General features: G+C 59.3%; 22 protein-coding genes and 4 pseudogenes. 17 read left to right on the top strand and 9 right to left on the bottom strand.

Annotation, left to right across the window (positions count from 1 at the left end; genetic code table 11):
• Positions 1 to 54: 54 nt before the first annotated feature.
• Entirely contained in the window at positions 55 to 1,797 is a 1,743-nt protein-coding gene (locus ACOERD_RS08625) for an IS1634 family transposase (protein ID WP_419737624.1), read from the bottom strand.
• Between ACOERD_RS08625 and ACOERD_RS08630 the strand changes: the two genes are divergently transcribed.
• On the top strand, positions 1,790 to 1,954 hold the full coding sequence (locus ACOERD_RS08630) for a hypothetical protein (RefSeq protein ID WP_419738733.1): 165 nt from the start codon (positions 1,790 to 1,792) through the stop codon (positions 1,952 to 1,954). The genes ACOERD_RS08625 and ACOERD_RS08630 overlap by 8 nt on opposite strands.
• Here ACOERD_RS08630 and ACOERD_RS08635 read toward each other — a convergent pair.
• On the bottom strand, positions 1,911 to 2,663 hold the full coding sequence (locus ACOERD_RS08635) for a hypothetical protein (RefSeq protein ID WP_419738734.1): 753 nt from the start codon (positions 2,661 to 2,663) through the stop codon (positions 1,911 to 1,913). The genes ACOERD_RS08630 and ACOERD_RS08635 overlap by 44 nt on opposite strands.
• Between ACOERD_RS08635 and ACOERD_RS08640 the strand changes: the two genes are divergently transcribed.
• Positions 2,656 to 2,814: a hypothetical protein gene (locus tag ACOERD_RS08640; RefSeq protein ID WP_419738735.1), complete on the top strand. Its 159-nt coding sequence runs from the start codon at positions 2,656 to 2,658 to the stop codon at positions 2,812 to 2,814. The genes ACOERD_RS08635 and ACOERD_RS08640 overlap by 8 nt on opposite strands.
• Here ACOERD_RS08640 and ACOERD_RS08645 read toward each other — a convergent pair.
• From ACOERD_RS08645 to ACOERD_RS08665, 5 genes are all read right to left on the bottom strand, one after another.
• A complete protein-coding gene (locus ACOERD_RS08645) occupies positions 2,796 to 3,608 on the bottom strand; it encodes a carbohydrate ABC transporter permease (protein WP_419738736.1) in 813 nt (270 codons plus the stop codon). The genes ACOERD_RS08640 and ACOERD_RS08645 overlap by 19 nt on opposite strands.
• Positions 3,608 to 4,681, bottom strand: a complete 1,074-nt coding sequence (locus ACOERD_RS08650) for an ABC transporter ATP-binding protein (RefSeq protein ID WP_419738737.1) — start codon at positions 4,679 to 4,681, stop codon at positions 3,608 to 3,610. Before ACOERD_RS08650 ends, ACOERD_RS08645 begins: the two co-directional genes overlap by 1 nt.
• 1 nt (position 4,682) lies before the next feature.
• Positions 4,683 to 5,732 (bottom strand): ABC transporter ATP-binding protein, encoded by a 1,050-nt coding sequence (locus tag ACOERD_RS08655; protein WP_419738738.1) that lies wholly within the window; start codon positions 5,730 to 5,732, stop codon positions 4,683 to 4,685.
• A gap of 86 nt (positions 5,733 to 5,818) precedes the next feature.
• Positions 5,819 to 7,558 (bottom strand): ABC transporter substrate-binding protein, encoded by a 1,740-nt coding sequence (locus tag ACOERD_RS08660; protein WP_170378557.1) that lies wholly within the window; start codon positions 7,556 to 7,558, stop codon positions 5,819 to 5,821.
• Between the two features lie 547 nt (positions 7,559 to 8,105).
• Positions 8,106 to 9,848, bottom strand: coding sequence for an IS1634 family transposase (locus ACOERD_RS08665; protein ID WP_419737624.1), 1,743 nt, complete (start codon positions 9,846 to 9,848; stop codon positions 8,106 to 8,108).
• Between ACOERD_RS08665 and ACOERD_RS08670 the strand changes: the two genes are divergently transcribed.
• The gene (locus tag ACOERD_RS08670) at positions 9,841 to 10,065 is read left to right on the top strand and encodes a hypothetical protein (RefSeq protein ID WP_419738739.1); all 225 of its coding nucleotides are present in this window, start codon (positions 9,841 to 9,843) and stop codon (positions 10,063 to 10,065) included. The two genes, ACOERD_RS08665 and ACOERD_RS08670, sit on opposite strands and share 8 nt — an antisense overlap.
• Positions 10,066 to 10,145: 80 nt before the next feature.
• Here the strand turns inward: ACOERD_RS08670 and ACOERD_RS08675 are convergent, their stop codons facing one another.
• Positions 10,146 to 10,856 carry an aspartate/glutamate racemase family protein gene (locus ACOERD_RS08675; protein WP_419738740.1) on the bottom strand — a complete coding sequence of 237 codons (711 nt, stop codon included), beginning with the start codon at positions 10,854 to 10,856 and terminating at the stop codon, positions 10,146 to 10,148.
• A 74-nt stretch (positions 10,857 to 10,930) separates the two neighbouring features.
• Positions 10,931 to 11,857, bottom strand: a complete 927-nt coding sequence (locus tag ACOERD_RS08680) for a LysR family transcriptional regulator (RefSeq protein ID WP_419738741.1) — start codon at positions 11,855 to 11,857, stop codon at positions 10,931 to 10,933.
• 91 nt (positions 11,858 to 11,948) lie between these two features.
• Here ACOERD_RS08680 and ACOERD_RS08685 point away from each other — a divergent pair, with 91 nt between their 5' ends.
• The 14 genes and pseudogenes from ACOERD_RS08685 to ACOERD_RS08750 all read left to right on the top strand — a co-directional run.
• Positions 11,949 to 13,082: an enolase C-terminal domain-like protein gene (locus ACOERD_RS08685; protein ID WP_419738742.1), complete on the top strand. Its 1,134-nt coding sequence runs from the start codon at positions 11,949 to 11,951 to the stop codon at positions 13,080 to 13,082.
• The gene (locus tag ACOERD_RS08690) at positions 13,079 to 14,329 is read left to right on the top strand and encodes an NAD(P)/FAD-dependent oxidoreductase (protein WP_419738743.1); all 1,251 of its coding nucleotides are present in this window, start codon (positions 13,079 to 13,081) and stop codon (positions 14,327 to 14,329) included. Before ACOERD_RS08685 ends, ACOERD_RS08690 begins: the two co-directional genes overlap by 4 nt.
• A gap of 50 nt (positions 14,330 to 14,379) precedes the next feature.
• On the top strand, positions 14,380 to 15,360 hold the full coding sequence (locus tag ACOERD_RS08695) for a TRAP transporter substrate-binding protein (RefSeq protein ID WP_170378565.1): 981 nt from the start codon (positions 14,380 to 14,382) through the stop codon (positions 15,358 to 15,360).
• A gap of 79 nt (positions 15,361 to 15,439) precedes the next feature.
• The gene (locus ACOERD_RS08700) at positions 15,440 to 15,964 is read left to right on the top strand and encodes a TRAP transporter small permease (RefSeq protein ID WP_419738744.1); all 525 of its coding nucleotides are present in this window, start codon (positions 15,440 to 15,442) and stop codon (positions 15,962 to 15,964) included.
• 4 nt (positions 15,965 to 15,968) lie between these two features.
• On the top strand, positions 15,969 to 17,282 hold the full coding sequence (locus ACOERD_RS08705; protein ID WP_419738745.1) for a TRAP transporter large permease: 1,314 nt from the start codon (positions 15,969 to 15,971) through the stop codon (positions 17,280 to 17,282).
• Positions 17,283 to 17,288: 6 nt separating this feature from the next.
• Positions 17,289 to 18,221, top strand: a complete 933-nt coding sequence (locus ACOERD_RS08710; protein WP_419738746.1) for a hypothetical protein — start codon at positions 17,289 to 17,291, stop codon at positions 18,219 to 18,221.
• Between the two features lie 148 nt (positions 18,222 to 18,369).
• The gene (locus tag ACOERD_RS08715; protein WP_170467312.1) at positions 18,370 to 18,954 is read left to right on the top strand and encodes an ANTAR domain-containing protein; all 585 of its coding nucleotides are present in this window, start codon (positions 18,370 to 18,372) and stop codon (positions 18,952 to 18,954) included.
• Entirely contained in the window at positions 18,951 to 20,120 is a 1,170-nt protein-coding gene (locus ACOERD_RS08720) for an ABC transporter substrate-binding protein (protein ID WP_419738747.1), read from the top strand. The genes ACOERD_RS08715 and ACOERD_RS08720 overlap by 4 nt, the downstream gene beginning before the upstream one ends.
• Before the next feature lie 270 nt (positions 20,121 to 20,390).
• Complete coding sequence (locus ACOERD_RS08725) at positions 20,391 to 21,755, top strand: CmpA/NrtA family ABC transporter substrate-binding protein (RefSeq protein ID WP_419738748.1); 1,365 nt, start codon at positions 20,391 to 20,393, stop codon at positions 21,753 to 21,755.
• Between the two features lie 72 nt (positions 21,756 to 21,827).
• Positions 21,828 to 22,049, top strand: a pseudogene (locus tag ACOERD_RS08730) (ABC transporter permease); the annotation flags it as partial.
• A gap of 58 nt (positions 22,050 to 22,107) precedes the next feature.
• Positions 22,108 to 22,375, top strand: a pseudogene (locus tag ACOERD_RS08735) (nitrate ABC transporter substrate-binding protein); the annotation flags it as partial.
• 72 nt (positions 22,376 to 22,447) lie between these two features.
• Positions 22,448 to 22,675 (top strand): annotated as a pseudogene (locus ACOERD_RS08740) (ABC transporter permease); the annotation flags it as partial.
• A gap of 138 nt (positions 22,676 to 22,813) precedes the next feature.
• Complete coding sequence (locus ACOERD_RS08745) at positions 22,814 to 24,556, top strand: IS1634 family transposase (protein ID WP_419737624.1); 1,743 nt, start codon at positions 22,814 to 22,816, stop codon at positions 24,554 to 24,556.
• Between the two features lie 114 nt (positions 24,557 to 24,670).
• Positions 24,671 to 25,663 (top strand): annotated as a pseudogene (locus ACOERD_RS08750) (ABC transporter permease); the annotation flags it as partial.

Raw genomic sequence — 25,663 nt, forward strand, 5'->3', positions numbered from 1 at the left:
AAGGCACTACACGGACTTTTTTCGCCAGCGATTGTTTCGGAGTGTTGAGGGAGCTCAGGCTTTGGTCTGGCCAGTTTTTCGGGTGCGCCCGGGGGGTATCTTGAAAGGGGCTTCGTTCCAGGTCAGGCCGACGCAGGTGAGGATGCGTCTGGCATCGACCGTGGCATGGCTTGGCATGCCGTAGCGGTCAGGGGTGCCTTTGTGGCGCAGGATCGAGAGCTGCAATGCGTTCAACTCGTTGCGGATACGAGCCGGGCTCATCGGGTGTCCGAGCAGGTCCAGATGCTTGCGCAGGTGCTGCAGGCAGCAGAAGGCCATGTAGCAGATGGCGATATGGGCCCGGACCCGACGCGGCGACCAGTGATAGATGGGCCGGATTTTCAGATCGTGCTTGTTGGTGCGGAAGCAGGCTTCGATCTCCCACAACTGGTGATAGCGGGCAATGACGTCCTGTGCCTCCAGTTCGTCCGCACCATGAACAACAATGGCATGCAGCCCGTCCCATTGTGCCGCTGCCTTGATCTTTGCATCATCCAGCGTGACGTCCCCGCTGTCGGGGAAGGCCAGGAAGCGGCCATATCCCCGGCTGCTGAAGCTGCCGGGTTTGCGAGAGCGCTTGAGCTTCTTGTGCAGCTTTTCGATTGCCTTGTCGCGCTTGTGGGCATCATTGCGTGCCCGGGTGGGTGACCAGGTCACAATGACCCGCGCTCCCTCCTGGTCGATCACCTTGTACCAGCCCTTCTCGGTTGCCTCTTCAGAACCGTGTCCAGCCCAAGGCTGGCGTCCCTCCGGGCTCAAAATGTTCGCCTTCACGGCGGCCGGGGCGGACTTCATGCGATAGCCGAGGATGTAGGGCAGACCCTTGTTCTGCAACATCTGCTGGTTGTCCTTGCTGAGCATGGCGGCATCGGCCACGAACGTGACCCTGGCCACGTCGAAGCGTCCCTCCAACGCCTTCAGCGCAGCTTCCAGCGTATGACCTTCCCAGGTGTTTCCCGGGAAGAGTTCATAGCCCACAGGCAGCCCATCGGAGGTGACGATCAGCGCCAGCATGACCTGAGCGCGGTGATGCTTGCCATCCTTGCTGAAGCCCTTGGCCAGAAGATGATCCTGCTCGACCCCGTCCGCATCCTCGGCCGGGTCCTCGCGCTCGGTGTCAAAGGCCAGGGTCGTGCAATCGTAGAACAGCACGGTCACTGGCCCGCCCAGCAACTTCTCTGCCGCCGCGTGAGAGGTTTTGCAAATCCCGTCTATCACCGGCGTATTGATGTAATCCATGCTCCGATAGACCACGTCCAGATTGAGCGTGATGCCTGCCTGGTTCTCCAACGCCTCCACGGTCGCGCGCTTGCTCTCGGGCTGTGCGATCCGCGCCATAACCAGCTCTTTCACAATGCGATTGGCACTTTTACGCGCCGCCCCCAGAAGGGCCCCCCAACCCAGTTGGTCATACATCGTCCCCATGACATCCCGCAGACCCAGAGAGACCCGCGCCTCCTCACGGCACTCGGCAAGATCAACGCCAAGCTTGTCCGGCCGCGGAGCGCGGCGCACCAGCGCCTGCAGATCGGCATATTCCGTGGGCGTGAACAGTTCCATTTGCGGCGAGCGATCAATGCGTAATTGCTCCATCAAGCGGCCCGCCAGACGCTTGATATCCTCAATCTCGCTGTCGTTATGGGCCACACCCACATGGCGCAGGATCTTCTGGCGTACCTTGGAGCCGGTGCGGACGGATTCAACGATCTGGATCCGTGTGCGGTTGAGCTTTGCGTCATGTTTGGTGCGGATGAACATGGGCGAAGAGGTTAGCCATCTGAAGGCCCATGTCAATACTTTTTATAATAATGGGGCACTACAACGCGCCTCTGAGCAACCACACCTGAAAACAAACCAAAAACCCAGTCAGATCAACAAAAAGGTCGGAAGTCAGGATGCTTGCCATCCTTGCTGAAGCCCTTGGCCAGAAGATGATCCTGCTCGACCCCGTCCGCATCCTCGGCCGGGTCCTCGCGCTCGGTGTCAAAGGCCAGGGTCGTGCAATCGTAGAACAGCACGGTCACTGGCCCGCCCAGCAACTTCTCTGCCGCCGCGTGAGAGGTTTTGCAAATCCCGTCTATCACCGGCGTATTGATGTAATCCATGCTCCGATAGACCACGTCCAGATTGAGCGTGATGCCTGCCTGGTTCTCCAACGCCTCCACGGTCGCGCGCTTGCTCTCGGGCTGTGCGATCCGCGCCATAACCAGCTCTTTCACAATGCGATTGGCACTTTTACGCGCCGCCCCCAGAAGGGCCCCCCAACCCAGTTGGTCATACATCGTCCCCATGACATCCCGCAGACCCAGAGAGACCCGCGCCTCCTCACGGCACTCGGCAAGATCAACGCCAAGCTTGTCCGGCCGCGGAGCGCGGCGCACCAGCGCCTGCAGATCGGCATATTCCGTGGGCGTGAACAGTTCCATTTGCGGCGAGCGATCAATGCGTAATTGCTCCATCAAGCGGCCCGCCAGACGCTTGATATCCTCAATCTCGCTGTCGTTATGGGCCACACCCACATGGCGCAGGATCTTCTGGCGTACCTTGGAGCCGGTGCGGACGGATTCAACGATCTGGATCCGTGTGCGGTTGAGCTTTGCGTCATGTTTGGTGCGGATGAACATGGGCGAAGAGGTTAGCCATCTGAAGGCCCATGTCAATACTTTTTATAATAATGGGGCACTACAACGCGCCTCTGAGCAACCACACCTGAAAACAAACCAAAAACCCAGTCAGATCAACAAAAAGGTCGGAAGTCAGGTGATGGCGAAGTAGATCAGGCTCATCGCAGCTGCAGGGCCAAGGTCGAACTGTCCCAGCGCGATCTTCACAAGGTCGATCGATAGCAAGGTTGTTGAGTTGCCGGGGCCACCGCCGGTCAGAACGAAGGGCTCGGTATAGATGTTGAAACTGTCCATGAAGCGCAGCAGAACGGCGATGGTCAGAACGGTTTTCATCTTGGGCAGTTGGATATAGCGGAACACCGACCACGGGCTGGCGCCGTCGATCTTCGCCGCCTGATAATAGGCGTCCGGGATCGACACGAGGCCCGCGTAGCACAGCAGCACTACCAGCGACGTCCAGTGCCAAACATCCATGACGACGACCGTGATCCAAGCCGACAGAGGCTGTTGCGTCATGTCATAGTTGATGCCCAGAACGTCATTCAGAAAGTAGCCAAGCAGGCCGATCTTGGGCAGAGTGAAGATGTTCCACATCGAGCCGACCACGTTCCACGGGATCAGCATCGGCAGGGCCATCAGGACCAGACAGACCGGCACCCAGAACCCTTTGCGCGGCATCGACAGGGCGACGATGATGCCCAAAGGCACTTCGATAAGAAGGATCAGGAAGGTAAACAGGAACTGCCGTCCCAGGGCAGCCTGAAAGCGATCCGAGCGCAGGATTTGCTCGAACCAGCCCAGCCCTTCCCAGAAGAACTGGTTGTTGCCGAAGGTTTCCTGCACCGAGTAGTTGACCACCGTCATCATCGGCACCAGCGCGTTGAACGCGACCAGCGCCAGCACCGGCAGGACAAAGAACCAGGCTTTTTGGTTTTCTGTTCTCATCAGCTGCGCTCCTCGGTTGCGATCCAGCCGTCGCGGTAAACGCGGGATTGTTCTGGTTTGAATTGCAGGAAGACCTGTGAGCCCGGTTCAGGCACACTATGTTCGGTCACGGCCTTGAGGGCCGTATTGCCGACCATCGCGCTGACCACATAGTGGCGGCCGATATCGGACACTTTGGTAACGTGCGCCGGAATACCTGTATCGCCGAAGCCCACATATTCCGGGCGAATACCCAGATCGGTCCGGCCTCCGTCGCCATGGGTGGGACCTTCCAGCATCACTTCATGGCCCTCAAACACAGCCCGGTCGCCTTTGGCGTCGCAGGGCAGAACATTCATGCCGGGGGAGCCGATGAAGTGACCAACGAAGGTGTGCTGCGGGCGCTCGAACAGCTCAACAGGGGTACCGATCTGAACGACCTCGCCGTCTTGCATCACGACCACCTCATCCGCGAAGGTCAGCGCCTCGGTCTGGTCGTGGGTCACGTAGATCATTGTTGCCTGCACTTTCTGGTGCAGCTCTTTCAGCTTCGAGCGCAGCTTCCATTTCAGATGCGGGTCGATCACGGTCAGCGGCTCGTCAAACATCACCGCGTTCACATCATCGCGCACCAGCCCGCGCCCCATCGAGATCTTCTGCTTGTTGTCCGGGCTGAGGCCGCTGGCACGGGTGTTCAGCATGTCCGTGACGTCCAGCATCTCGGCGATCTCATCGACGCGCCGCTTGATCTTGGCGGGGTCGACGCCGCGGTTCTTCAGCGGAAAGGCCAGGTTTTCGCCCACGGTCATCGTGTAGTAGATCACAGGAAACTGGAAGACCTGCGCAATGTTGCGCTGATCGGGTGGCAAGGCTGTAACATCCTGACCGTCGAACAGAATCTGCCCCTCAGACGGCGTCAGCAGCCCCGAGATGATATTCAGCAGAGTGGACTTGCCGCAGCCCGACGGCCCCAGCAGCGCATAGGCACCGCCGTCGCGCCACGTGACATCGACTTCTTTCAGCGCATAGTCCTCGGGGCCTTTCGGCGCGGGCATGTAGCTGTGTCGCAGATTGGAAAGCTTGATCTGTGCCATGTCAGGCCACCCTTTGGCCGTCTTGGCCGAAATACCGGCAATGCGCCGGGTTCATGTAGAAACTGTGATCCTCACCGACCTGATAGGGGTGAACCCCTGCGGCCAAAGACACCCAGTCGTCCGCGCCATGCCGGAAATGCGCGCTGGAGTCCGATCCCGACAGTTCGGTCACGATCACGCGGCCTGTCAGTTCAACGTCAGCCTCAGATGTCCGGATCGGTGTGACGCGATGAGGGCGCACAGCCACCATGTATTCGCCATCGGCCATGTTCTGTACCGCCCAGCCACCGCCTCCGGCAAGCTGCGCTTGTGCGCCGGAAACCGTGATGCGGGCGACGTTGATCGGGGGGTCGGAGAATACGCGTGCTGCAGCCAGATTTTCGGGATTTCGGTAAATATCAGCCGTTGGGCCGAACTGCGTCACATACCCGTCTTCCATCAGCGCGGTATGACCGCCTAGCAACAGCGCCTCTTCGGGCTCCGAGGTTGCGTAGACCACTACCGCTCCGCGCCCGGCAAACAGATCAGGCAATTGCTCACGCAGTTCTTCACGAAGCTTGTAGTCGAGGTTGGCCAGCGGCTCATCCAGGAAGACGGCGCGGCTTTCTTTCGCAATCGCGCGGGCCAAGGCGGTGCGTTGTTGCTGACCACCAGACAGCTCGTGAGGGCGGCGATGCAGCATCGGGCGCAGTTGAAGCAGATCGGCAGCCTCTTCCACGCGGCCTTCGATTTCGGATTTCGCCATACCAGCTACGCGCAGAGGCGATGCGATGTTGTCGAAAACGGTCATATGCGGGTAGTTCACGAAGAACTGGTGGACCAGGCTGATCTGCCGCTTCTGCGTGTTCAGCTTTGTCACATCCTGCCCATCCATTAAGACCTTGCCCGAGGCAATTGGGTCCAACCCGGCCATCATCTTGATCAGAGAGGTCTTGCCCGATCCCGTCGCGCCCAGCAGCACATTGAAATGGCCGGTGTGCAGTGTCAGGGATGTGGGTTTGATATGGATGACGTTCCCGACCCGTTTGGTCGCGTCTTTAAGTTCGATCATGTCCGTGAATTCCGATCCCGCAGCGCGATGCGCTGTCTTGGTCTTGGGATGGGGATGCCGCAATCGGCACCCCCGGTTTCAATCGCTTACTGAGACTGCCAGCGCTGAACCAGTTCGTCATAGTTGACGGTCTGGCCTTGCGGCTTTTCGTTCTCAAGCTTGGCCTTGGGCGAACCCTCTTTCTCCAGCCAGAAGGCAGGATCCTGCGGCTCGTTCAGACGTGGACCACAGCCGCCGTAGACACCGGCGCTTTCATCCGCGGCCTGCATACGGGCCATAGTGATGTCCATTTCCTCAGCCAGACGATCCATCGCCTCTTGCGGGGTGAAGGCGCCCGAGTTCACGTCACCGATCTGCTGCCACCAGATCTGGGCCAGCTTCGGATAGTCCGGCACGTTGATGCCAGTTGGCGACCATGCCACACGGTCAGGCGAGCGGTAGAACTCGACCAGACCACCCAGCTTGGGTGCGCGTTCGGTGAACGACTCGTGGTTGACCGAGCTGTCGCGAATGAAGGTCAGACCCACATGGGATTTCTTCACATCAACCGTCTTCGACGTCACAAACTGAGCATAGAGCCAAGCCGCCTGAGCACGATCCTCGGGGGTCGATTTAAGGAACGTCCAGGAACCCACGTCTTGGTAGCCGACCTTCTGGCCTTCTTCCCAATAGGGGCCATGCGGGCTGGGCGCCATCCGCCACAGCGGCGTACCCTCATCATCCACGGTGTTGTTGCCTTCGGACTTCGGCTTCACCATGTCAGCGGTAAAGGCGGTGTACCAGAAGATCTGCTGGGCCACGTTGCCTTGGCTAAGCGCTGGCAGCGACTGGTAGAAGTCATAAGACGCCGCACCTGGAGGAGCGTATGCCCGCAGCCACTCATCCCACTTGCGGATCGCATAGACCGCAGCCGGACCGTTGGCCGCACCACCGCGCGAGACGGAGGCCCCGACAGGGTTACAGGTGCCCGCTTCCATGCGGATGCCCCATTCGTCAACGGGGATACCGTTCGGCTCACCTACGTCACCGGCACCGGCCATCGACAGCCACGCGTCGGTCATACGCCAACCCAGGTCAGGCGCGCGTTTGCCGTAGTCCATGTGACCGTAGATTGTCACGCCGTCGATCTCTTTCACGTCGTTGGTGAAAAACTCGGCAATGTCTTCGTAAGCGGACCAGTTGACCGGAACGCCAAGGTCATAGCCGTACTTTTCCTTGAACGCAGCCTTGTTGGCTTCGTCATCAAACCAGTCTTTGCGGAACCAGTAGAGGTTCGCGAACTGCTGGTCGGGCAGCTGATACAACTTGCCATCCGGACCGGTGGTGAACTGAATGCCCATGAAGTCATCCAGATCCAGCGTCGGCGAAGTTGTCGCCGCCCAGTCGCCCGCCATCATATCGGTCAGCGGATAGGCCAGTTGCAGGCGCGAGTGAGTGCCGATCAGGTCGCTGTCATTGACGTAACCGTCATAGAGGTTCCGGCCCGTCTGCAGCTGGGTTTGAACCGCCTGAACCACTTCGCCCTCGCCGAGGATCTGGTGGTTGACCTTGATCCCGGTGATCTCTTCGAACGCCTTGGTCAGCACTTCGGACTCATACGAGTGCGTTGGAATGCCTTCTGACAGAACGTTGATTTCCATGCCGGCATAAGGCTGTGCAGCTTCGATGAACCACTTCATCTCGCCCATCTGTTCGTCTTTCGACAGAGTCGATGGCTGGAATTCGTCGTCGATCCAACGTTGTGCTGCGGCTTCGTCGGCCCAAACGGGACCGTGCCCCGCAATGACGGCAGCCGCCGCCACTGCGGAAAGTAGATGTCTCCGCATCTGTTTCCTCCCAAAAACTATGGATTCCGGCGCGAACCGGATGGCAACCACCATCAGCGATTTACCGCGCATCTGTCAAACTAAATTTTTAGTAATTGACGCGAGGGCAGAAATATTTCTCCTTAACCTCTGTTATCGTTGAGTTTTCCCAACATATCGAAGTATCCTGATTTCAGAACCTTGGCGGCAAAAGACCGGATTGGAACCACGTCACAAAGCTGACAATCGAGAAAACAGGCAATCCCGTCGCGCTTTGGATATCGGCTGCATAGGGGCACATATTGGTGCATTCCAGAACGATTGCGCCCAGCTCAGGGTGGTTTTTTTGCAGCCGCAGAGCCGCCTCGACATTGTCAGCGCGCGCCTTTTCGACATCCAGAGCCTCCTCGTTTCCCAGAATCGCGCGCGTGAATTCCTGCCCCCCTTCCGTCGTCCCCTGACTTCCGACATTTTTTCGTATAAGTCATTGATATTATTATGCCTTGGTTGCCAAAAGGCACTACACGGACTTTTTTCGCCAGCGATTGTTTCGGAGTGTTGAGGGAGCTCAGGCTTTGGTCTGGCCAGTTTTTCGGGTGCGCCCGGGGGGTATCTTGAAAGGGGCTTCGTTCCAGGTCAGGCCGACGCAGGTGAGGATGCGTCTGGCATCGACCGTGGCATGGCTTGGCATGCCGTAGCGGTCAGGGGTGCCTTTGTGGCGCAGGATCGAGAGCTGCAATGCGTTCAACTCGTTGCGGATACGAGCCGGGCTCATCGGGTGTCCGAGCAGGTCCAGATGCTTGCGCAGGTGCTGCAGGCAGCAGAAGGCCATGTAGCAGATGGCGATATGGGCCCGGACCCGACGCGGCGACCAGTGATAGATGGGCCGGATTTTCAGATCGTGCTTGTTGGTGCGGAAGCAGGCTTCGATCTCCCACAACTGGTGATAGCGGGCAATGACGTCCTGTGCCTCCAGTTCGTCCGCACCATGAACAACAATGGCATGCAGCCCGTCCCATTGTGCCGCTGCCTTGATCTTTGCATCATCCAGCGTGACGTCCCCGCTGTCGGGGAAGGCCAGGAAGCGGCCATATCCCCGGCTGCTGAAGCTGCCGGGTTTGCGAGAGCGCTTGAGCTTCTTGTGCAGCTTTTCGATTGCCTTGTCGCGCTTGTGGGCATCATTGCGTGCCCGGGTGGGTGACCAGGTCACAATGACCCGCGCTCCCTCCTGGTCGATCACCTTGTACCAGCCCTTCTCGGTTGCCTCTTCAGAACCGTGTCCAGCCCAAGGCTGGCGTCCCTCCGGGCTCAAAATGTTCGCCTTCACGGCGGCCGGGGCGGACTTCATGCGATAGCCGAGGATGTAGGGCAGACCCTTGTTCTGCAACATCTGCTGGTTGTCCTTGCTGAGCATGGCGGCATCGGCCACGAACGTGACCCTGGCCACGTCGAAGCGTCCCTCCAACGCCTTCAGCGCAGCTTCCAGCGTATGACCTTCCCAGGTGTTTCCCGGGAAGAGTTCATAGCCCACAGGCAGCCCATCGGAGGTGACGATCAGCGCCAGCATGACCTGAGCGCGGTGATGCTTGCCATCCTTGCTGAAGCCCTTGGCCAGAAGATGATCCTGCTCGACCCCGTCCGCATCCTCGGCCGGGTCCTCGCGCTCGGTGTCAAAGGCCAGGGTCGTGCAATCGTAGAACAGCACGGTCACTGGCCCGCCCAGCAACTTCTCTGCCGCCGCGTGAGAGGTTTTGCAAATCCCGTCTATCACCGGCGTATTGATGTAATCCATGCTCCGATAGACCACGTCCAGATTGAGCGTGATGCCTGCCTGGTTCTCCAACGCCTCCACGGTCGCGCGCTTGCTCTCGGGCTGTGCGATCCGCGCCATAACCAGCTCTTTCACAATGCGATTGGCACTTTTACGCGCCGCCCCCAGAAGGGCCCCCCAACCCAGTTGGTCATACATCGTCCCCATGACATCCCGCAGACCCAGAGAGACCCGCGCCTCCTCACGGCACTCGGCAAGATCAACGCCAAGCTTGTCCGGCCGCGGAGCGCGGCGCACCAGCGCCTGCAGATCGGCATATTCCGTGGGCGTGAACAGTTCCATTTGCGGCGAGCGATCAATGCGTAATTGCTCCATCAAGCGGCCCGCCAGACGCTTGATATCCTCAATCTCGCTGTCGTTATGGGCCACACCCACATGGCGCAGGATCTTCTGGCGTACCTTGGAGCCGGTGCGGACGGATTCAACGATCTGGATCCGTGTGCGGTTGAGCTTTGCGTCATGTTTGGTGCGGATGAACATGGGCGAAGAGGTTAGCCATCTGAAGGCCCATGTCAATACTTTTTATAATAATGGGGCACTACAACGCGCCTCTGAGCAACCACACCTGAAAACAAACCAAAAACCCAGTCAGATCAACAAAAAGGTCGGAAGTCAGGAAAAACTATGGATTCCGGCGCGAACCGGATGGCAACCACCATCAGCGATTTACCGCGCATCTGTCAAACTAAATTTTTAGTAATTGACGCGAGGGCAGAAATATTTCTCCTTAACCTCTGTTATCGTTGAGTTTTCCCAACATATCGAAGTATCCTGATTTCAGAACCTTGGCGGCAAAAGACCGGATTGGAACCACGTCACAAAGCTGACAATCGAGAAAACAGGCAATCCCGTCGCGCTTTGGATATCGGCTGCATAGGGGCACATATTGGTGCATTCCAGAACGATTGCGCCCAGCTCAGGGTGGTTTTTTTGCAGCCGCAGAGCCGCCTCGACATTGTCAGCGCGCGCCTTTTCGACATCCAGAGCCTCCTCGTTTCCCAGAATCGCGCGCGTGAATTCCTGCCCCCCTTCCGTCGTCCCAATCGGCGTTCCTTCGGGCACCTGCGCTTTCCGCAAATGATCCTCGGTCAGGGTCGAGGCCGAGATGGTCAGGACCCCAGCACGCTTTCCCGCTGGCAAAATGCGATTGACCATCTCCACCTGCATCAACGACGAGGTCACGACCGGCACCGGAACGGCCTCAGACAATTCTTGCTGGAACAAGGACAGAAAACCACAATTCGTGGTAATGCCGTCCGCGCCATCGCGAACAAGGTCACGGGCCGCATCAACAAACGCGCTCAACATGCCCTCGGCGCCGCGCCGCACAACAAGGTCAGGCGAGGCATCGCGCACGATGCGATACAGCACCGGAAACGGCCAGGTCGTCGCGTTACCCATGTCGCCCGAAATGCGCGGAAACCGCGCATCGAGCATCAAGATACCCACCGACGCCCCGTAGATGGATTTCCCCCCCTTTGCGATCATCTGCCCCTCCTCCTGCGTTCTGAGCGTCGATTCCGCCCGACAGTTTCACATCCTCATGTAACTTGCCAACAGCGTTATCCGCTCGTCTGTCGTTCGTCTGGTACAGCGCCCTCGGCAAAGGTCTCAATCGAGGTCATCAACTGCGCCAGAAACGCCTGCCCGATGGCGGAGAGCGGGCGGCCTTTGGCGGTGATGACCGCAAGATCCAGCATCACGGGCGGCTGAAACTGCCGGGTTTGATAGCCGTCCTCGCCATCGAACGACACGGTAAACGGGTCGATTAGGGCTACACCCATGCCCTCCTTGACGAAGCTGAGCAGGTTTTCCGACAAATGCGTGTGGATCTTGGTCCGCCAATCGCACCCGGCCTTCTGGAATACCTCGCGCGTCCGGCGGTGGGTTTGATGCTCCGGCCCCATCACTATGAAGGGCTCCTTTTCAAGCAGTTCCGGCGTCAGGACCTCATGCGCGGCCAGAGGGCTGTTTTCGGGAAACGTCGCCAGCGTTTCAAACCGAAAAACCTTGGCGTTCAGGGTGTCGTGCAGAATGGGCATCTCGACGATGCCGATCTCGAAAAGGCCCGACGTCACCCATTCCTGAATTTTCGACGAATATTGCGATTGAAAGCTGACAGACAGATTGGGACGGGATTGCGAGAATCGCGCAATCTCGCGCGGCATGAAGCCGAAGGACAGCATATGCGGGGCGGCGACTTGCAACTGACCGGGGTGTTTGTTCTGCAAATCCGTTACGGCCTGCGCCACGTGATCCAACCCGCGCACCACGGTGTCGACCTCACGATAGAGAAGCTCGGCCTCGGGCGTGGGCAGCAAGCGTCCCTTGGTGCGTTCGAACAAGGGCAAACGCGCCTCGCGCTCTAGCTGAGACAGAAGGTTGCTGATGCCCGGCTGTGAAATGCCAAGCACTGACGCGGCGCCGGTGACCGTCCCTGTCTCCATGATCGCGTGAAAAGCCTGCAACTGACGAAATCTGAGGGACATCTGATCATCATTTTTTCTGATAGTATAAGCAAGATATAGTATTTGAAATGATATTCCGGTCAAGGCAGGCTGCGTCCTGACCGGAGGTGGGATGTCTGATCTACAACAGAAAATTACGGGCTATGATCTATGGCATCTTGCGCTGCCGGTGACATCGCGTCGGGATCACGGCATCGGCTCGGTCGAGGGCGCGTGCGAGGTCGTCATCCTCAGATTGACCACTGAGGACGGCACGCAAGGGTTTGGTGAGGCCTCACCCTGGTCGGTTTTTACCGGCACGCCCGAGGCCACGTTTGCCGCGCTGGAGCGCTATCTGCGCCCGCTGGTTTTAGGCACGCGCCTGTCCGACCGAGCCGCGATCATGGCCCAGGCCGCTCATGCCGTCGCCCATTGCACCGAGGCCAAGGCCGCGTTGGAGGCCGCACTGCTGGACCTGACTGGGCGCATCTCCTCACTTCCGGTTTGGGCCTTGTTGGGCGGCAAGTGCCGTGATGCGATCCCGCTGAGCTGCTCAATCGCCAATCCTGACTTTGCGCAGGATACCGACCTGTTGGAGCGCTTGCGCGATGACGGCGTTCGGATTGTGAAACTCAAGACCGGGTTCAAGGATCATGCGTTCGACATCATGCGGCTTGAATATCTGGCCCAGAACCACCCCGAAATGGCCGTCCGCGTGGACTACAATCAGGGGCTGAGCATCGAGGACGCCACGGCGCAGGTGCGCGACGTGGCACAGTTTCAACCTGACTTCATCGAACAACCCGTGCGGGCGCATCACTTTGGCATGATGGCGCAGCTGAAGCAGATGATCGACGTCCCTCTGCTGGCCGATGAAAGCGTCTTTGGCCCCGAGGACATGGAGCGCGCCGCGCGCGAGGGGATTTGCGACGGCGTCTCGGTCAAGATTATGAAATCCGGTGGTCTGACGCGGGGCCAGACAGTCGCCCGCATCGCCGCCATCCATGGGCTGAGCGCCTATGGCGGCGACATGTTCGAAGCAGGCTTGGCCCATCTCGCCGGAACCCACATGATCGCGGCAACGCCCGAGATCACTTTGGGCTGTGAGTTCTATCAGGCCAGCTATTTCCTGACCGAAGATATCCTCGAAGCCCCTTTCCATGTCCGGGACGGTCAAGTCATCGTGCCAGACGCCCCCGGACTGGGCGGGAGGCCGGACGTAGCCAAGCTCAACCACTATGCGGTTGCGAAATCGGGGGCAGCATGAGCGACAAGAAAACCATTGCCATCATAGGCGCCGGGATTGTCGGCGTCTCGGCCGCGGTCTGGCTGCAGCGGGATGGACATAACGTCATCCTGATTGACAAAGCAGGACCTGCCGAGGGGACGTCTCATGGCAATGGCGGGGTACTTGCCTCCTGCTCAATCGTTCCGGTGACCGTGCCGGGCCTGCTAGGCAAAGCCCCCCGCATGCTGTTCAGCCCATCTGAGCCGCTGTTCATGAAATGGGGTTACCTCCCTAAGCTTATGCCTTGGCTGACCCGTTACCTGAGCCATGCAAAAGCCCACGAGGTAGACCGGATCGCCGCCGCCCTGACTCCGATCATTGGCGACAGTTTGAACGACCACAAGGCCCTCGCCGAAGGGACCGGGGCGGAGAAATGGCTGGTCCCGTCGGACTATCTGTTCCTTTACCGCGACCGGGCTCATTTCGAAGGGGACGCCTTTGGGTGGGGCATCCGGCGCAAGCATGGGTTTCACTGGGATGAGCTCGAAGGGCAGGCCTTGCATGACTATGACCCTGTCTTCAGTCGCGACATCTCATTTGCGACCCGGCTGGCGGATCACGGCCATATCAGAGATCCGGGCCGCTATGTGAAAGACCTTGCCGCCCATGTCGAGGCCAATGGCGGGCGCATTCTGCGCGCCGAGGTTGAGGATGTCATCCGTGAAGCAGGCAAAGTCACCGGCGTGCGCGCGGGCGGCGAGACCATCTCCTGCGACACGGCCATCGTCAGCGCGGGCGTCTGGTCCGGGCCTCTGGCCAAACGGCTGGGCGTCTCGGTCCCGCTGGAAAGCGAGCGTGGCTACCATCTTGAACTGGTCGCGCCATCGGCCATGCCCCGTAGCCCGGTCATGGTGGCCTCTGGTAAATTTGTTGCCACACCGATGGATGGGCGCATACGGTTGGCGGGTATTGTCGAATTTGGCGGGCTGGACGCTCCGCCCTCACGCGCGCCTTTTGAATTGCTGCGCAAGAACGCCCGCGCAGCCTTGCCCGGCGTGACATGGAAGGAGGAAATTGAATGGATGGGGCACCGACCGGCCCCTGCGGACTCGATCCCGATCATCGGTGAGGTTCCCGGTATTTCCGGAGCCTACATGGGCTTTGGCCACCACCATATCGGCCTGACCGGCGGCCCAAAAACCGGCCGTTTGCTGGCTCAGATGATTGCAGGACGCACGCCAAACACAGATACCAGCGTCTATGCGCCAGCACGGTTCGCAACATGAATAATTCGGCTCAAGAAGCCAGTCCAACGCATAACAATAGGGAGACTATCATGAAGAAACTCACTAGCCTTCTCGCGGCAACCGCATTGACCGCCGCCGCGGCCGCCCCCGCCATGGCCGAGAAATGGGACATGCCGATGGCCTATTCGGCCTCGAATTTCCATTCGGCCACGGGTGCTGAATTCGCCAAATGTGTAACAACCGGAACCGGCGGCGAGATCGAGATCGTGACCCACCCCTCGGGCTCTCTGTTCAAAGGCGCCGATATCAAGCGCGCGATCCAGACCGGGCAGGCCCCGATTGGCGAGCGCCTATTGTCCGGCCACCAGAACGAAAACGCGCTGTTCGGCTTCGACTCGATCCCCTTCCTTGCCACGTCCTTCGACGACAGCGCCAAGCTGTGGGAAGCCGCCAAGCCTTCGATCGAGAGCCTGCTGGCCGAGCAAAACCTGACGCTGCTTTACGCCGTACCTTGGCCGCCGCAGGGGCTGTATTTCAAGAATGAGGTGAACTCGGTCGCCGATATGAAAGGCATCAAGTTCCGCTCCTACAACAACGCCACCTCACGTCTGGCCGAGCTGACGGGCATGCTGCCGGTGACGATTGAGGCCGCCGAGATCAGCCAGGCCTTTGCAACGGGCGTGGCGGACTCGATGGTGTCCTCCGGGTCGACTGGCTATGACCGCAAGGTATGGGAAAGCCTGAACTACTTCTACGAAGTCGACGCCTGGCTGCCGCGCAACTACGTGATGGTCAATTCGGACGTCTGGTCGGGTGTGTCTGACGCCAACAAGAACGTCATCAAAGCCTGTGCGGAACTGGCCGAATATGCCGGCAACTGGCGTGCCAAGGAATATACCGGCTTCACACTGCAGGGTCTGCGCGATGGTGGCATGACCGTTGGCCCGGCCTCTGACCAGATGGTGGGCGAGCTGAAAGAAATCGGCGTCACCATGACCAACGAATGGCTTGAGGCTGCAGGCGACGAGGGCAAAGCCATCGTCGATGCGTTCAACGCCGCGCAGCAATAACGCCAAATCGGGCGGCAGATCCTTCTGCCGCTCGCAACATCTCAAAAAAGACAAACCAAGCGGGGACAGTATGGCGGTTATGCGTGGGCTTCGGTCCGTTCTGGATTTCATTTATCAGGCCGCCGGAGTTCTGGCCGCACTGAGCCTGATCGCCATTTTGCTGCTGATCGTAGTGCAAATGCTGGCCCGCTGGACCGGAGAGGTCTTTCCCGGCGCGCCCGACTATGCCGGGTACGCCATGGCCGCCGCGTCCTTTCTGGCCTTTGCCAACGCGCTGAACCGAGGCAGTCATATCCGTGTGTCCATTCTGTTGAATGCTGTTCCAGACGGGTTCAGGCGTGTTCTGGAAATCTGGTGTTTCGCCATCGGCACAGCGGTGATGTGGTATTTCTGCTGGTACGCCTACCGCTTTGTCTATTGGAGCTGGAAGTTCAACGATGTCAGTCAGGGGCAGGACAGAACCGCCCTGTGGATTCCTCAATCCGCCATGCTGATCGGCGCCGTGATCCTCGCCATCGCGCTGACCGACCATCTGCTCCACGTGCTGTTCAAGGGGGATCACCGCATCACCCCCGATCTGGCCGACCAAAGTCAGGGGGAATAAGCGTATGGAAAACCTGTCGATCATCATCCTGTTCATCTTCGTCCTGTTCACCCTGCTGGGCACCGGAGTTTGGGTCGGCCTTGCCCTGATGGGCGTCGCCTGGGTCGGGATGGAGCTGTTCACGACCCGCCCTGTCGGCGACGTCATGATTACAACGATTTGGTCCGCGTCCTCGTCCTGGACCCTGACCGCCCTGCCGATGTTCATCTGGATGGGGGAAATCCTGTATCGAACGCGATTATCCGAGGATATGTTCAAAGGGCTTTCGCCTTGGATGGCCCCTCTGCCCGGCGGGTTGGTGCATACCAATATCGTCGGCTGCACGGTCTTCGCTGCGGTATCTGGCTCATCTGCTGCCACACTGACCACCGTGGGCAAAATGTCGATCCCGGAACTGCGTAAGCGAAATTACCCCGAGCGAATGATCATCGGCACCCTGACCGGCGCGGCTACATTGGGCCTGATGATCCCGCCCTCGCTGACGCTGATCGTCTATGGCGTCACCATCAATGAATCAATCACCAAGCTGTTCTTTGCCGGCATCCTGCCCGGCCTCGTTTTGGCCGCGATGTTCATGGGCTATGTCGCGATCTATTCGAAACTGGGCAACGACTGGCAGCCCAACGTCGAAGCCAAGCTGAGCTTCCGCGAGAAAATCCACAACTCTCGCTTCCTGTTGCCGGTGATCCTGCTGATCACGGTGGTGATTGGCTCGATGTATCTGGGCTATGCCACTGCGACTGAAGCCGCCGCCTTTGGCGTGATCGGAGGGCTATTGCTCGCCGCCGGTCAAGGCTCGCTCAACTGGAAGACCTTCACCGAAAGTCTTATGGGCGCAACGCGGACCAGCGCGATGATTGCCCTGATCCTTGCTGGCGCGGCCTTTCTTTCGCTGTCGATGGGCTTCACTGGCCTGCCCCGAGGTCTCGCAGACCTGATCGCAGGGTGGGAGCTGACGCGGTTCGAGCTGCTTATGGTGCTGCTGGTCTTCTACATCATACTGGGGTGTTTTCTGGACGGCATCTCGTCGGTCGTACTGACCATGGCCGTGGTCGAGCCGATGATCCGCGATGCGGGGATTGATCTGATCTGGTTCGGTATCTTCATCGTCGTTGTCGTAGAGATGGCCCAGATCACGCCGCCCATCGGGTTCAACCTGTTCGTGATGCAGGGCATGACCAACCACGAGATGAGCTATATCGCCCGCGCCGCCATTCCGATGTTCCTGATCATGGTGCTGATGGTTTTTGTTCTGATCTGGTTCCCTGAGCTGGCCACTTGGCTGCCCGAGAACCTGCGTCAGAGCCCCGGCGGGTAGCGCCGCTTGAACCCGCTACATCTGGCGGCTCGCAACGGCCCCATTGTACTGGTCGCGGGGCTTGTTGCCGGTCTGCTCTTGCCCAGCCTCGCCGAACCGATGCGCCCGTTGCTGCCGCCGCTCGTCATGTTGCTGCTTTTCGTGACGGTCCTGCGAATGGAGCCAAAAACGCTCATCGGCTCGCTATCCGATCTGCGTAGCGTGATCCGCACGATTGCGGCACTGCAACTTGCCCTGCCGCTGACGCTTCTGGCCATTGGACACACTGCTGGATGGATGAGTTCGCCGATCTTCCTGTCGCTGCTCATCGTCGCCGCAGCGCCCTCGATTTCCGGCAGCCCGAACATGTGCCTGATGATGGGACACCCGGCAGAACACGCAGTGCGGCTTGTGGTGGTGGGAACCGCGCTTTTGCCCCTGACGGCGCTGCCCGTCTTCTGGCTCATGCCAGAGCTGGAGGATATTCGCGCCGTCACCGGTGCCTCGGCCCGCTTGTTCCTGACCATCGCCGTTGCGGCCTCCGCCGCGATCGTCTTGCGTCTGACTGTCCTCAGAAACCCGTCCGCGTCCACGCTCAGCAGTCTTGAAGGGTTGGGCGCGATCACCCTGGCGGTCTTTGTCATCGGCCTGATGCCATCACTCAGCGCGACGGCGTTGGAGGCCCCCGGCACGGCGCTGTTCTGGGTCGCATTTGCCTGCGTAATCAACTTTGGCGCTCAGGCCGTGATGTTCATCCTATTGCGCAGGCGCGGCCCACCAGCACAAGCGACGGCTATTTCTTTGATCTCAGGCAATCGCAATATTGCCCTGTTCTTTGTCGCTTTGCCGCCCGAGGTCATTGCGCCAATCATGGTCTTTATCGGGGCCTACCAGATTCCGATGTACCTGACCCCGACTCTGATGCGGCGACTTTATCGAACGAGCGCGACTGACCCCTAGGCAATCCCAATAGCTGCGCCCTGTGATTGCCTGAAGAATACGCACTCCGACGTTGTTCGCCCAAAAATTGATCTACACTTGTGATCCCTTTGCAAGCGCAGCAATCGATCTGTTGCCAACCCCATGCAGCGCGCCCAACTGACTCCGTATGAGCCAGAACCTGACAGTCGTTGTCGTAGAACAGAACCAAGACCGGGCCTTTGCCATCGTGGATGCGCTGAAGGAGTCCGGCGATGTCGATGTGTTCGTGATCGGAAACGCCTCGGGATTGGCGCGCAAGATTGCTACCCACAGCCCCGATATCGTCCTGATTGATATCGACAACCCGTCGCGCGACATGCTCGAGGAATTGACGGTCGCGTCCGGCCCACTGGAGCGTCCCGTCGCCATGTTTGTGTCTGGAGCAGCCGGTGGGTTGGCAAAAGCTGCGGTTGAGGCAGGTGTCTCAGCCTATGTGGTCGATGGCCTGCAGGCCGAGCGTATCAAGCCGGTGATCGACACGGCCATCGCCCGGTTTCAGGTGCTGCGCCAGATGCGGACGGAACTGGCTGAAACCCGCCGCGCATTGGAAGAACGCAAGGTGATCGACCGCGCCAAGGGATTGCTGATGAAGGCAAAAGGCGTGCCCGAGGATGAGGCCTATGCTCTGTTGCGCAAAACCGCGATGAACCAGAACCGCAGGGTGGCCGAGGTCGCCGAGGCGTTAGTTACGGCCTCGGGGTTGCTGTCATGAGGACCGTCACCCTTCCCGTGGCCTACATGCCGCTGGTCGATGCCGCCCCATTAATTGTCGCGCGCGAAATGGGGTTCGACCATGCCGAGGGCGTTTCGCTGGATCTGCGCCCTGCCCCATCCTGGTCGTCCCTGCGCGACATGCTGGCCTTTGGACATGTCGATGCCGCGCATCTGCTGTCTCCGGTGCCGGTTGCCATGGCCTTGGGACTGGGCGGCATCGCAACGCCGCTTTCGGCCGTGTCGGTGCTGTCGATGAATGGAACCGTGATTGGAATTGGCACGCAATTGGCCGGGCGGCTAGCACATCAGGGATATGGTTTTGATTTCGCCGATGCCGCCAAAGCCGGCGCAGCATTGGCAAAAGCCGCCGGAGACGTTCTCGTCTTTGGCGTCCCCTTCCCTTTCTCGATGCATGTCGAACTGCTGCGCTACTGGGTGGCGGGAACCCCGCTGGCCTCAAAAAAGGTCGAAATCCGCACCGTACCGCCGCCATTGATGGCGCAGGCCCTCGCCGGAGGAGAGATCGACGCCTTCTGCGTGGGTGAGCCCTGGGGATCCTTCGCGGTCGACGACAATGTCGGCTCTCTGCTTCTATCGGGTCAGGCAATCTGGACCTGCGCGCCGGAAAAGGTTCTGGCCGTGCGCAACGACTGGGCCGAAACCGAGCCGCATCTGCTCGGTAGCCTGATGCGGGCCGTCTGGCGCGCCGGGCGTTGGCTATCAAGTGAAAACAGCCGCACAACCGCGTCCGAGATGCTGTCGCGCAAATCCTACCTCAACGTCTCGCCCGAACTGATCGACCGCGCCCTGATGGGAGAGTTCACAATTTCCGCCCGCGGCGAACAGCGCCATGTTGAGGGGTTCGTAGAGTTCTTTGATGGGGCCGCCACCTTCCCATGGCGCAGTCAGGCGAAATGGATGGCGCATCAATTGGCGCTGCGAAACGGGCTGGATGTCACAACCGCCGAGCGTCAGGCCGCCAAGGTCTTTCGCAGCGATCTTTATCGCCGTGAACTGCAGGGGCTTGGCGTGGAATCACCGGGCGCCTCAGAAAAGCTGGAGGGCGCATTGCCTAGCTCGACCGCTGTGGCTTCAACCCATGGCAGCCTGATTCTGCCCCCGAATGTCTTTTTCGACCGTCGCATTTTCGAGCCGACCGCTTAAGACTGCCTAATTTTTTTGCAGCGCAGCATTCGACAGTGCTGCATTGCAGAAAAAGAACCTCCGAAATGCCAAAAAGGGATGACGACCCGAACCCGACAAGGCTTAATCAAGTCAACGGCAGGCAACGACGCCCACCGTAAGAATTCGCCCTCAGAACAGGGCATCTACCAAGAGCAAAGCCGCTCGACCACCCGCCAATCCTCCCGGCGGTGTGTGTCGGCGGCTTTTTTGTTTGCCCAAAGCGATTGGGCTGAACCGAAAGGGATCGAGATGAAAAAGCTACTTCTGGGCCTTATTGCGTCTACCGCGCTTGTCTCTCCGGCATTGGCCGAGCTGGAACTGGAAAAAGACGAGCTGACCTTTGGCTTTATCAAGCTGACAGACATGGCGCCGTTGGCCGTCGCCTACGAACAGGGCTATTTCCTGGACGAAGGTCTGTTCGTGACGCTGGAAGCCCAAGCCAACTGGAAAGTGCTGCTGGACGGCGTGATTGGCGGGCAGCTGGACGGCGCGCATATGCTGGCGGGCCAGCCTTTGGCGGCGACCATCGGATACGGAACCGAAGCCCATATCATCACGCCCTTCTCAATGGACCTGAACGGCAACGGCATCACCGTCTCGAACGAGATTTGGGAAGAAATGAAGCCCAATATCCCAAAGATGGATGACGGCCGCCCGCAGCACCCGATCAGCGCCGAGGCATTGGCTCCGGTCGTTGAGAAGTACAAATCCGAAGGCAAGCCATTCAACATGGGCATGGTTTTCCCGGTTTCGACCCATAACTACGAGCTGCGTTACTGGCTGGCCGCTGGCGGTCTGCATCCGGGGTATTACAGCCCCGAGAACGTGACCGGTCAGATCGGTGCGGACGTCTTTCTATCTGTGACGCCTCCGCCGCAAATGCCGGCCACGTTGGAGGCCGGTACGATCTACGGCTATTGCGTGGGCGAGCCGTGGAACCAGCAGGCCGTGTTCAAGGGCATCGGTGTTCCGGTCATCACCGACTATGAACTTTGGAAGAACAACCCTGAAAAGGTCTTCGGCATCACGGCTGAGTTCGCCGAAGAGTACCCGAACACCACTCTGGCCGTGACCAAGGCGCTGATTCGTGCGGCGCAGTGGCTGGATGAAAACGACAACGCCAACCGCCCCGAGGCGGTCGAGATCCTGAGCCGCCCGGAATATGTGGGCGCGGATTATGACGTCATCGCCAACTCGATGACCGGCACGTTCGAATATGAAAAAGGCGACAAGCGCGAGGTTCCGGATTTCAACGTGTTCTTCCGCTATAATGCTACCTACCCATTCTACTCGGACGCCGTCTGGTACCTGACTCAAATGCGCCGTTGGGGTCAGATTGCCGAGGCCAAGCCCGACAGCTGGTATGACGAAGTCGCCAAGTCGGTCTACAAGCCCGAGATCTACCTTGAGGCCGCGCGCCTGTTGGTTGACGAAGGGCTGGCGAACGAGGCTGATTTCCCCTGGGACAGCGACGGCTACAAAGCCCCGACCCCGGCCGAAGATATCATCGACGGCATCGCTTATGACGGCCGCACTCCCAACGCCTATCTCGAAAGCCTGTCCATCGGTCTGAAGGGCGAGCAGAAGATCGTCGGCTCCGACGTACAAGGCTAAATCCCCAAACGCCGCGCCCGGCCCTCGTCGGGCGCGGCCCCAAAGTGCCCCGCCATCGCAAGGACACATCAGATGACAACGGTCGATCCCGAATTCAACGCAGACGCCGCCCGAGAGGCACGCCGCGCCCGCCTTTTCACCCGCATCAATGCAGCCGACAAATGGTTTCAGGTGTTGGGCCTTAGCTGGGCCACGCCAGTCCTGAAGGCCGCCGCCGGCGACAATCCACGCGCACAGATGACCGAGATTTGGCGGTTGTTGATCGTTCCCCTGCTGTCGATCTGTGCCTTTCTGCTGTCTGACTTCCGACCTTTTTGTTGCTGACGAGTTGCCAAGCCCATTATTATAAAAAGACAGCTGGTATGACGAAGTCGCCAAGTCGGTCTACAAGCCCGAGATCTACCTTGAGGCCGCGCGCCTGTTGGTTGACGAAGGGCTGGCGAACGAGGCTGATTTCCCCTGGGACAGCGACGGCTACAAAGCCCCGACCGTGGAGGCCGGCCGAAGATATCATCGACGGCATCGCTTATGACGGCCGCACTCCCAACGCCTATCTCGAAAGCCTGTCCATCGGTCTGAAGGGCGAGCAGAAGATCGTCGGCTCCGACGTACAAGGCTAAATCCCCAAACGCCGCGCCCGGCCCTCGTCGGGCGCGGCCCCAAAGTGCCCCGCCATCGCAAGGACACATCAGATGACAACGGTCGATCCCGAATTCAACGCAGACGCCGCCCGAGAGGCACGCCGCGCCCGCCTTTTCACCCGCATCAATGCAGCCGACAAATGGTTTCAGGTGTTGGGCCTTAGCTGGGCCACGCCAGTCCTGAAGGCCGCCGCCGGCGACAATCCACGCGCACAGATGACCGAGATTTGGCGGTTGTTGATCGTTCCCCTGCTGTCGATCTGTGCCTTTCTGCTGCTCTCCTGACTTCCGACCTTTTTGTTGATCTGACTGGGTTTTTGGTTTGTTTTCAGGTGTGGTTGCTCAGAGGCGCGTTGTAGTGCCCCATTATTATAAAAAGTATTGACATGGGCCTTCAGATGGCTAACCTCTTCGCCCATGTTCATCCGCACCAAACATGACGCAAAGCTCAACCGCACACGGATCCAGATCGTTGAATCCGTCCGCACCGGCTCCAAGGTACGCCAGAAGATCCTGCGCCATGTGGGTGTGGCCCATAACGACAGCGAGATTGAGGATATCAAGCGTCTGGCGGGCCGCTTGATGGAGCAATTACGCATTGATCGCTCGCCGCAAATGGAACTGTTCACGCCCACGGAATATGCCGATCTGCAGGCGCTGGTGCGCCGCGCTCCGCGGCCGGACAAGCTTGGCGTTGATCTTGCCGAGTGCCGTGAGGAGGCGCGGGTCTCTCTGGGTCTGCGGGATGTCATGGGGACGATGTATGACCAACTGGGTTGGGGGGCCCTTCTGGGGGCGGCGCGTAAAAGTGCCAATCGCATTGTGAAAGAGCTGGTTATGGCGCGGATCGCACAGCCCGAGAGCAAGCGCGCGACCGTGGAGGCGTTGGAGAACCAGGCAGGCATCACGCTCAATCTGGACGTGGTCTATCGGAGCATGGATTACATCAATACGCCGGTGATAGACGGGATTTGCAAAACCTCTCACGCGGCGGCAGAGAAGTTGCTGGGCGGGCCAGTGACCGTGCTGTTCTACGATTGCACGACCCTGGCCTTTGACACCGAGCGCGAGGACCCGGCCGAGGATGCGGACGGGGTCGAGCAGGATCATCTTCTGGCCAAGGGCTTCAGCAAGGATGGCAAGCATCACCGCGCTCAGGTCATGCTGGCGCTGATCGTCACCTCCGATGGGCTGCCTGTGGGCTATGAACTCTTCCCGGGAAACACCTGGGAAGGTCATACGCTGGAAGCTGCGCTGAAGGCGTTGGAGGGACGCTTCGACGTGGCCAGGGTCACGTTCGTGGCCGATGCCGCCATGCTCAGCAAGGACAACCAGCAGATGTTGCAGAACAAGGGTCTGCCCTACATCCTCGGCTATCGCATGAAGTCCGCCCCGGCCGCCGTGAAGGCGAACATTTTGAGCCCGGAGGGACGCCAGCCTTGGGCTGGACACGGTTCTGAAGAGGCAACCGAGAAGGGCTGGTACAAGGTGATCGACCAGGAGGGAGCGCGGGTCATTGTGACCTGGTCACCCACCCGGGCACGCAATGATGCCCACAAGCGCGACAAGGCAATCGAAAAGCTGCACAAGAAGCTCAAGCGCTCTCGCAAACCCGGCAGCTTCAGCAGCCGGGGATATGGCCGCTTCCTGGCCTTCCCCGACAGCGGGGACGTCACGCTGGATGATGCAAAGATCAAGGCAGCGGCACAATGGGACGGGCTGCATGCCATTGTTGTTCATGGTGCGGACGAACTGGAGGCACAGGACGTCATTGCCCGCTATCACCAGTTGTGGGAGATCGAAGCCTGCTTCCGCACCAACAAGCACGATCTGAAAATCCGGCCCATCTATCACTGGTCGCCGCGTCGGGTCCGGGCCCATATCGCCATCTGCTACATGGCCTTCTGCTGCCTGCAGCACCTGCGCAAGCATCTGGACCTGCTCGGACACCCGATGAGCCCGGCTCGTATCCGCAACGAGTTGAACGCATTGCAGCTCTCGATCCTGCGCCACAAAGGCACCCCTGACCGCTACGGCATGCCAAGCCATGCCACGGTCGATGCCAGACGCATCCTCACCTGCGTCGGCCTGACCTGGAACGAAGCCCCTTTCAAGATACCCCCCGGGCGCACCCGAAAAACTGGCCAGACCAAAGCCTGAGCTCCCTCAACACTCCGAAACAATCGCTGGCGAAAAAAGTCCGTGTAGTGCCTTTTGGCAACCAAGGCATAATAATATCAATGACTTATACGAAAAAATGTCGGAAGTCAGGAATGGTTTCAGGTGTTGGGCCTTAGCTGGGCCACGCCAGTCCTGAAGGCCGCCGCCGGCGACAATCCACGCGCACAGATGACCGAGATTTGGCGGTTGTTGATCGTTCCCCTGCTGTCGATCTGTGCCTTTCTGCTGCTCTGGGCCACGCTGGCCCCCAAGGTGCAAACCTCTCTTGGTGCGGTCCCCGGACCTGCGCAAGTCTGGAGTGAGATGGTCAGCCTGAACGAAGATGCGCAGGCCAAGGCCGCCAAGCGCGCCAAATTCGAAGCGATGGTCGAAAAGCGCAATCAGAAGTTCATTGATGCCGGTCAGCCCGAAAAGGTGAAGGAAGTCGCCTTTACCGGGGCGCCTTCGTATTACCAGCAAATCTGGACCTCGATCAAAACGGTGTTTTTCGGCTTTCTGATCGCCACAGTGGTCGCCGTGCCGCTTGGCATTGCCGCTGGTTTGTCCCCGACAGCCAATGCCGCGCTGAACCCGCTGATCCAGATATTCAAACCGGTGTCTCCGCTGGCTTGGCTGCCGATCGTCACCATGATCGTCTCGGCCGTTTACGTCACCAATGACGGCTGGTTCGCCAAGTCTTTCCTGATCTCGGCCATCACCGTGACACTCTGTTCGCTGTGGCCCACGCTGATCAATACGTCGCTGGGTGTTGCCTCCATCGACAAGGACCTGGTGAATGTCTCCAAGGTGTTGAAAATGAATACCTATACCAAGATCACCAAACTGGTTTTGCCCTCTGCCCTGCCGCTGATCTTCACTGGTCTACGTCTGTCGCTGGGCGTCGGCTGGATGGTTCTGATCGCCGCGGAAATGCTGGCGCAGAACCCCGGTTTGGGTAAGTTCGTCTGGGATGAGTTCCAGAACGGCTCGTCCAGCTCGCTTGCCAAAATCATGGTGGCAGTCTTCACCATCGGTATCATCGGCTTCCTGCTGGACCGTGTGATGTACGCGCTGCAATCCCTGTTTACATTCACGAATAACCGGTGA

Source organism: Ruegeria sp., assembly GCF_965199275.1.
Taxonomy (GTDB): domain Bacteria; phylum Pseudomonadota; class Alphaproteobacteria; order Rhodobacterales; family Rhodobacteraceae; genus Ruegeria.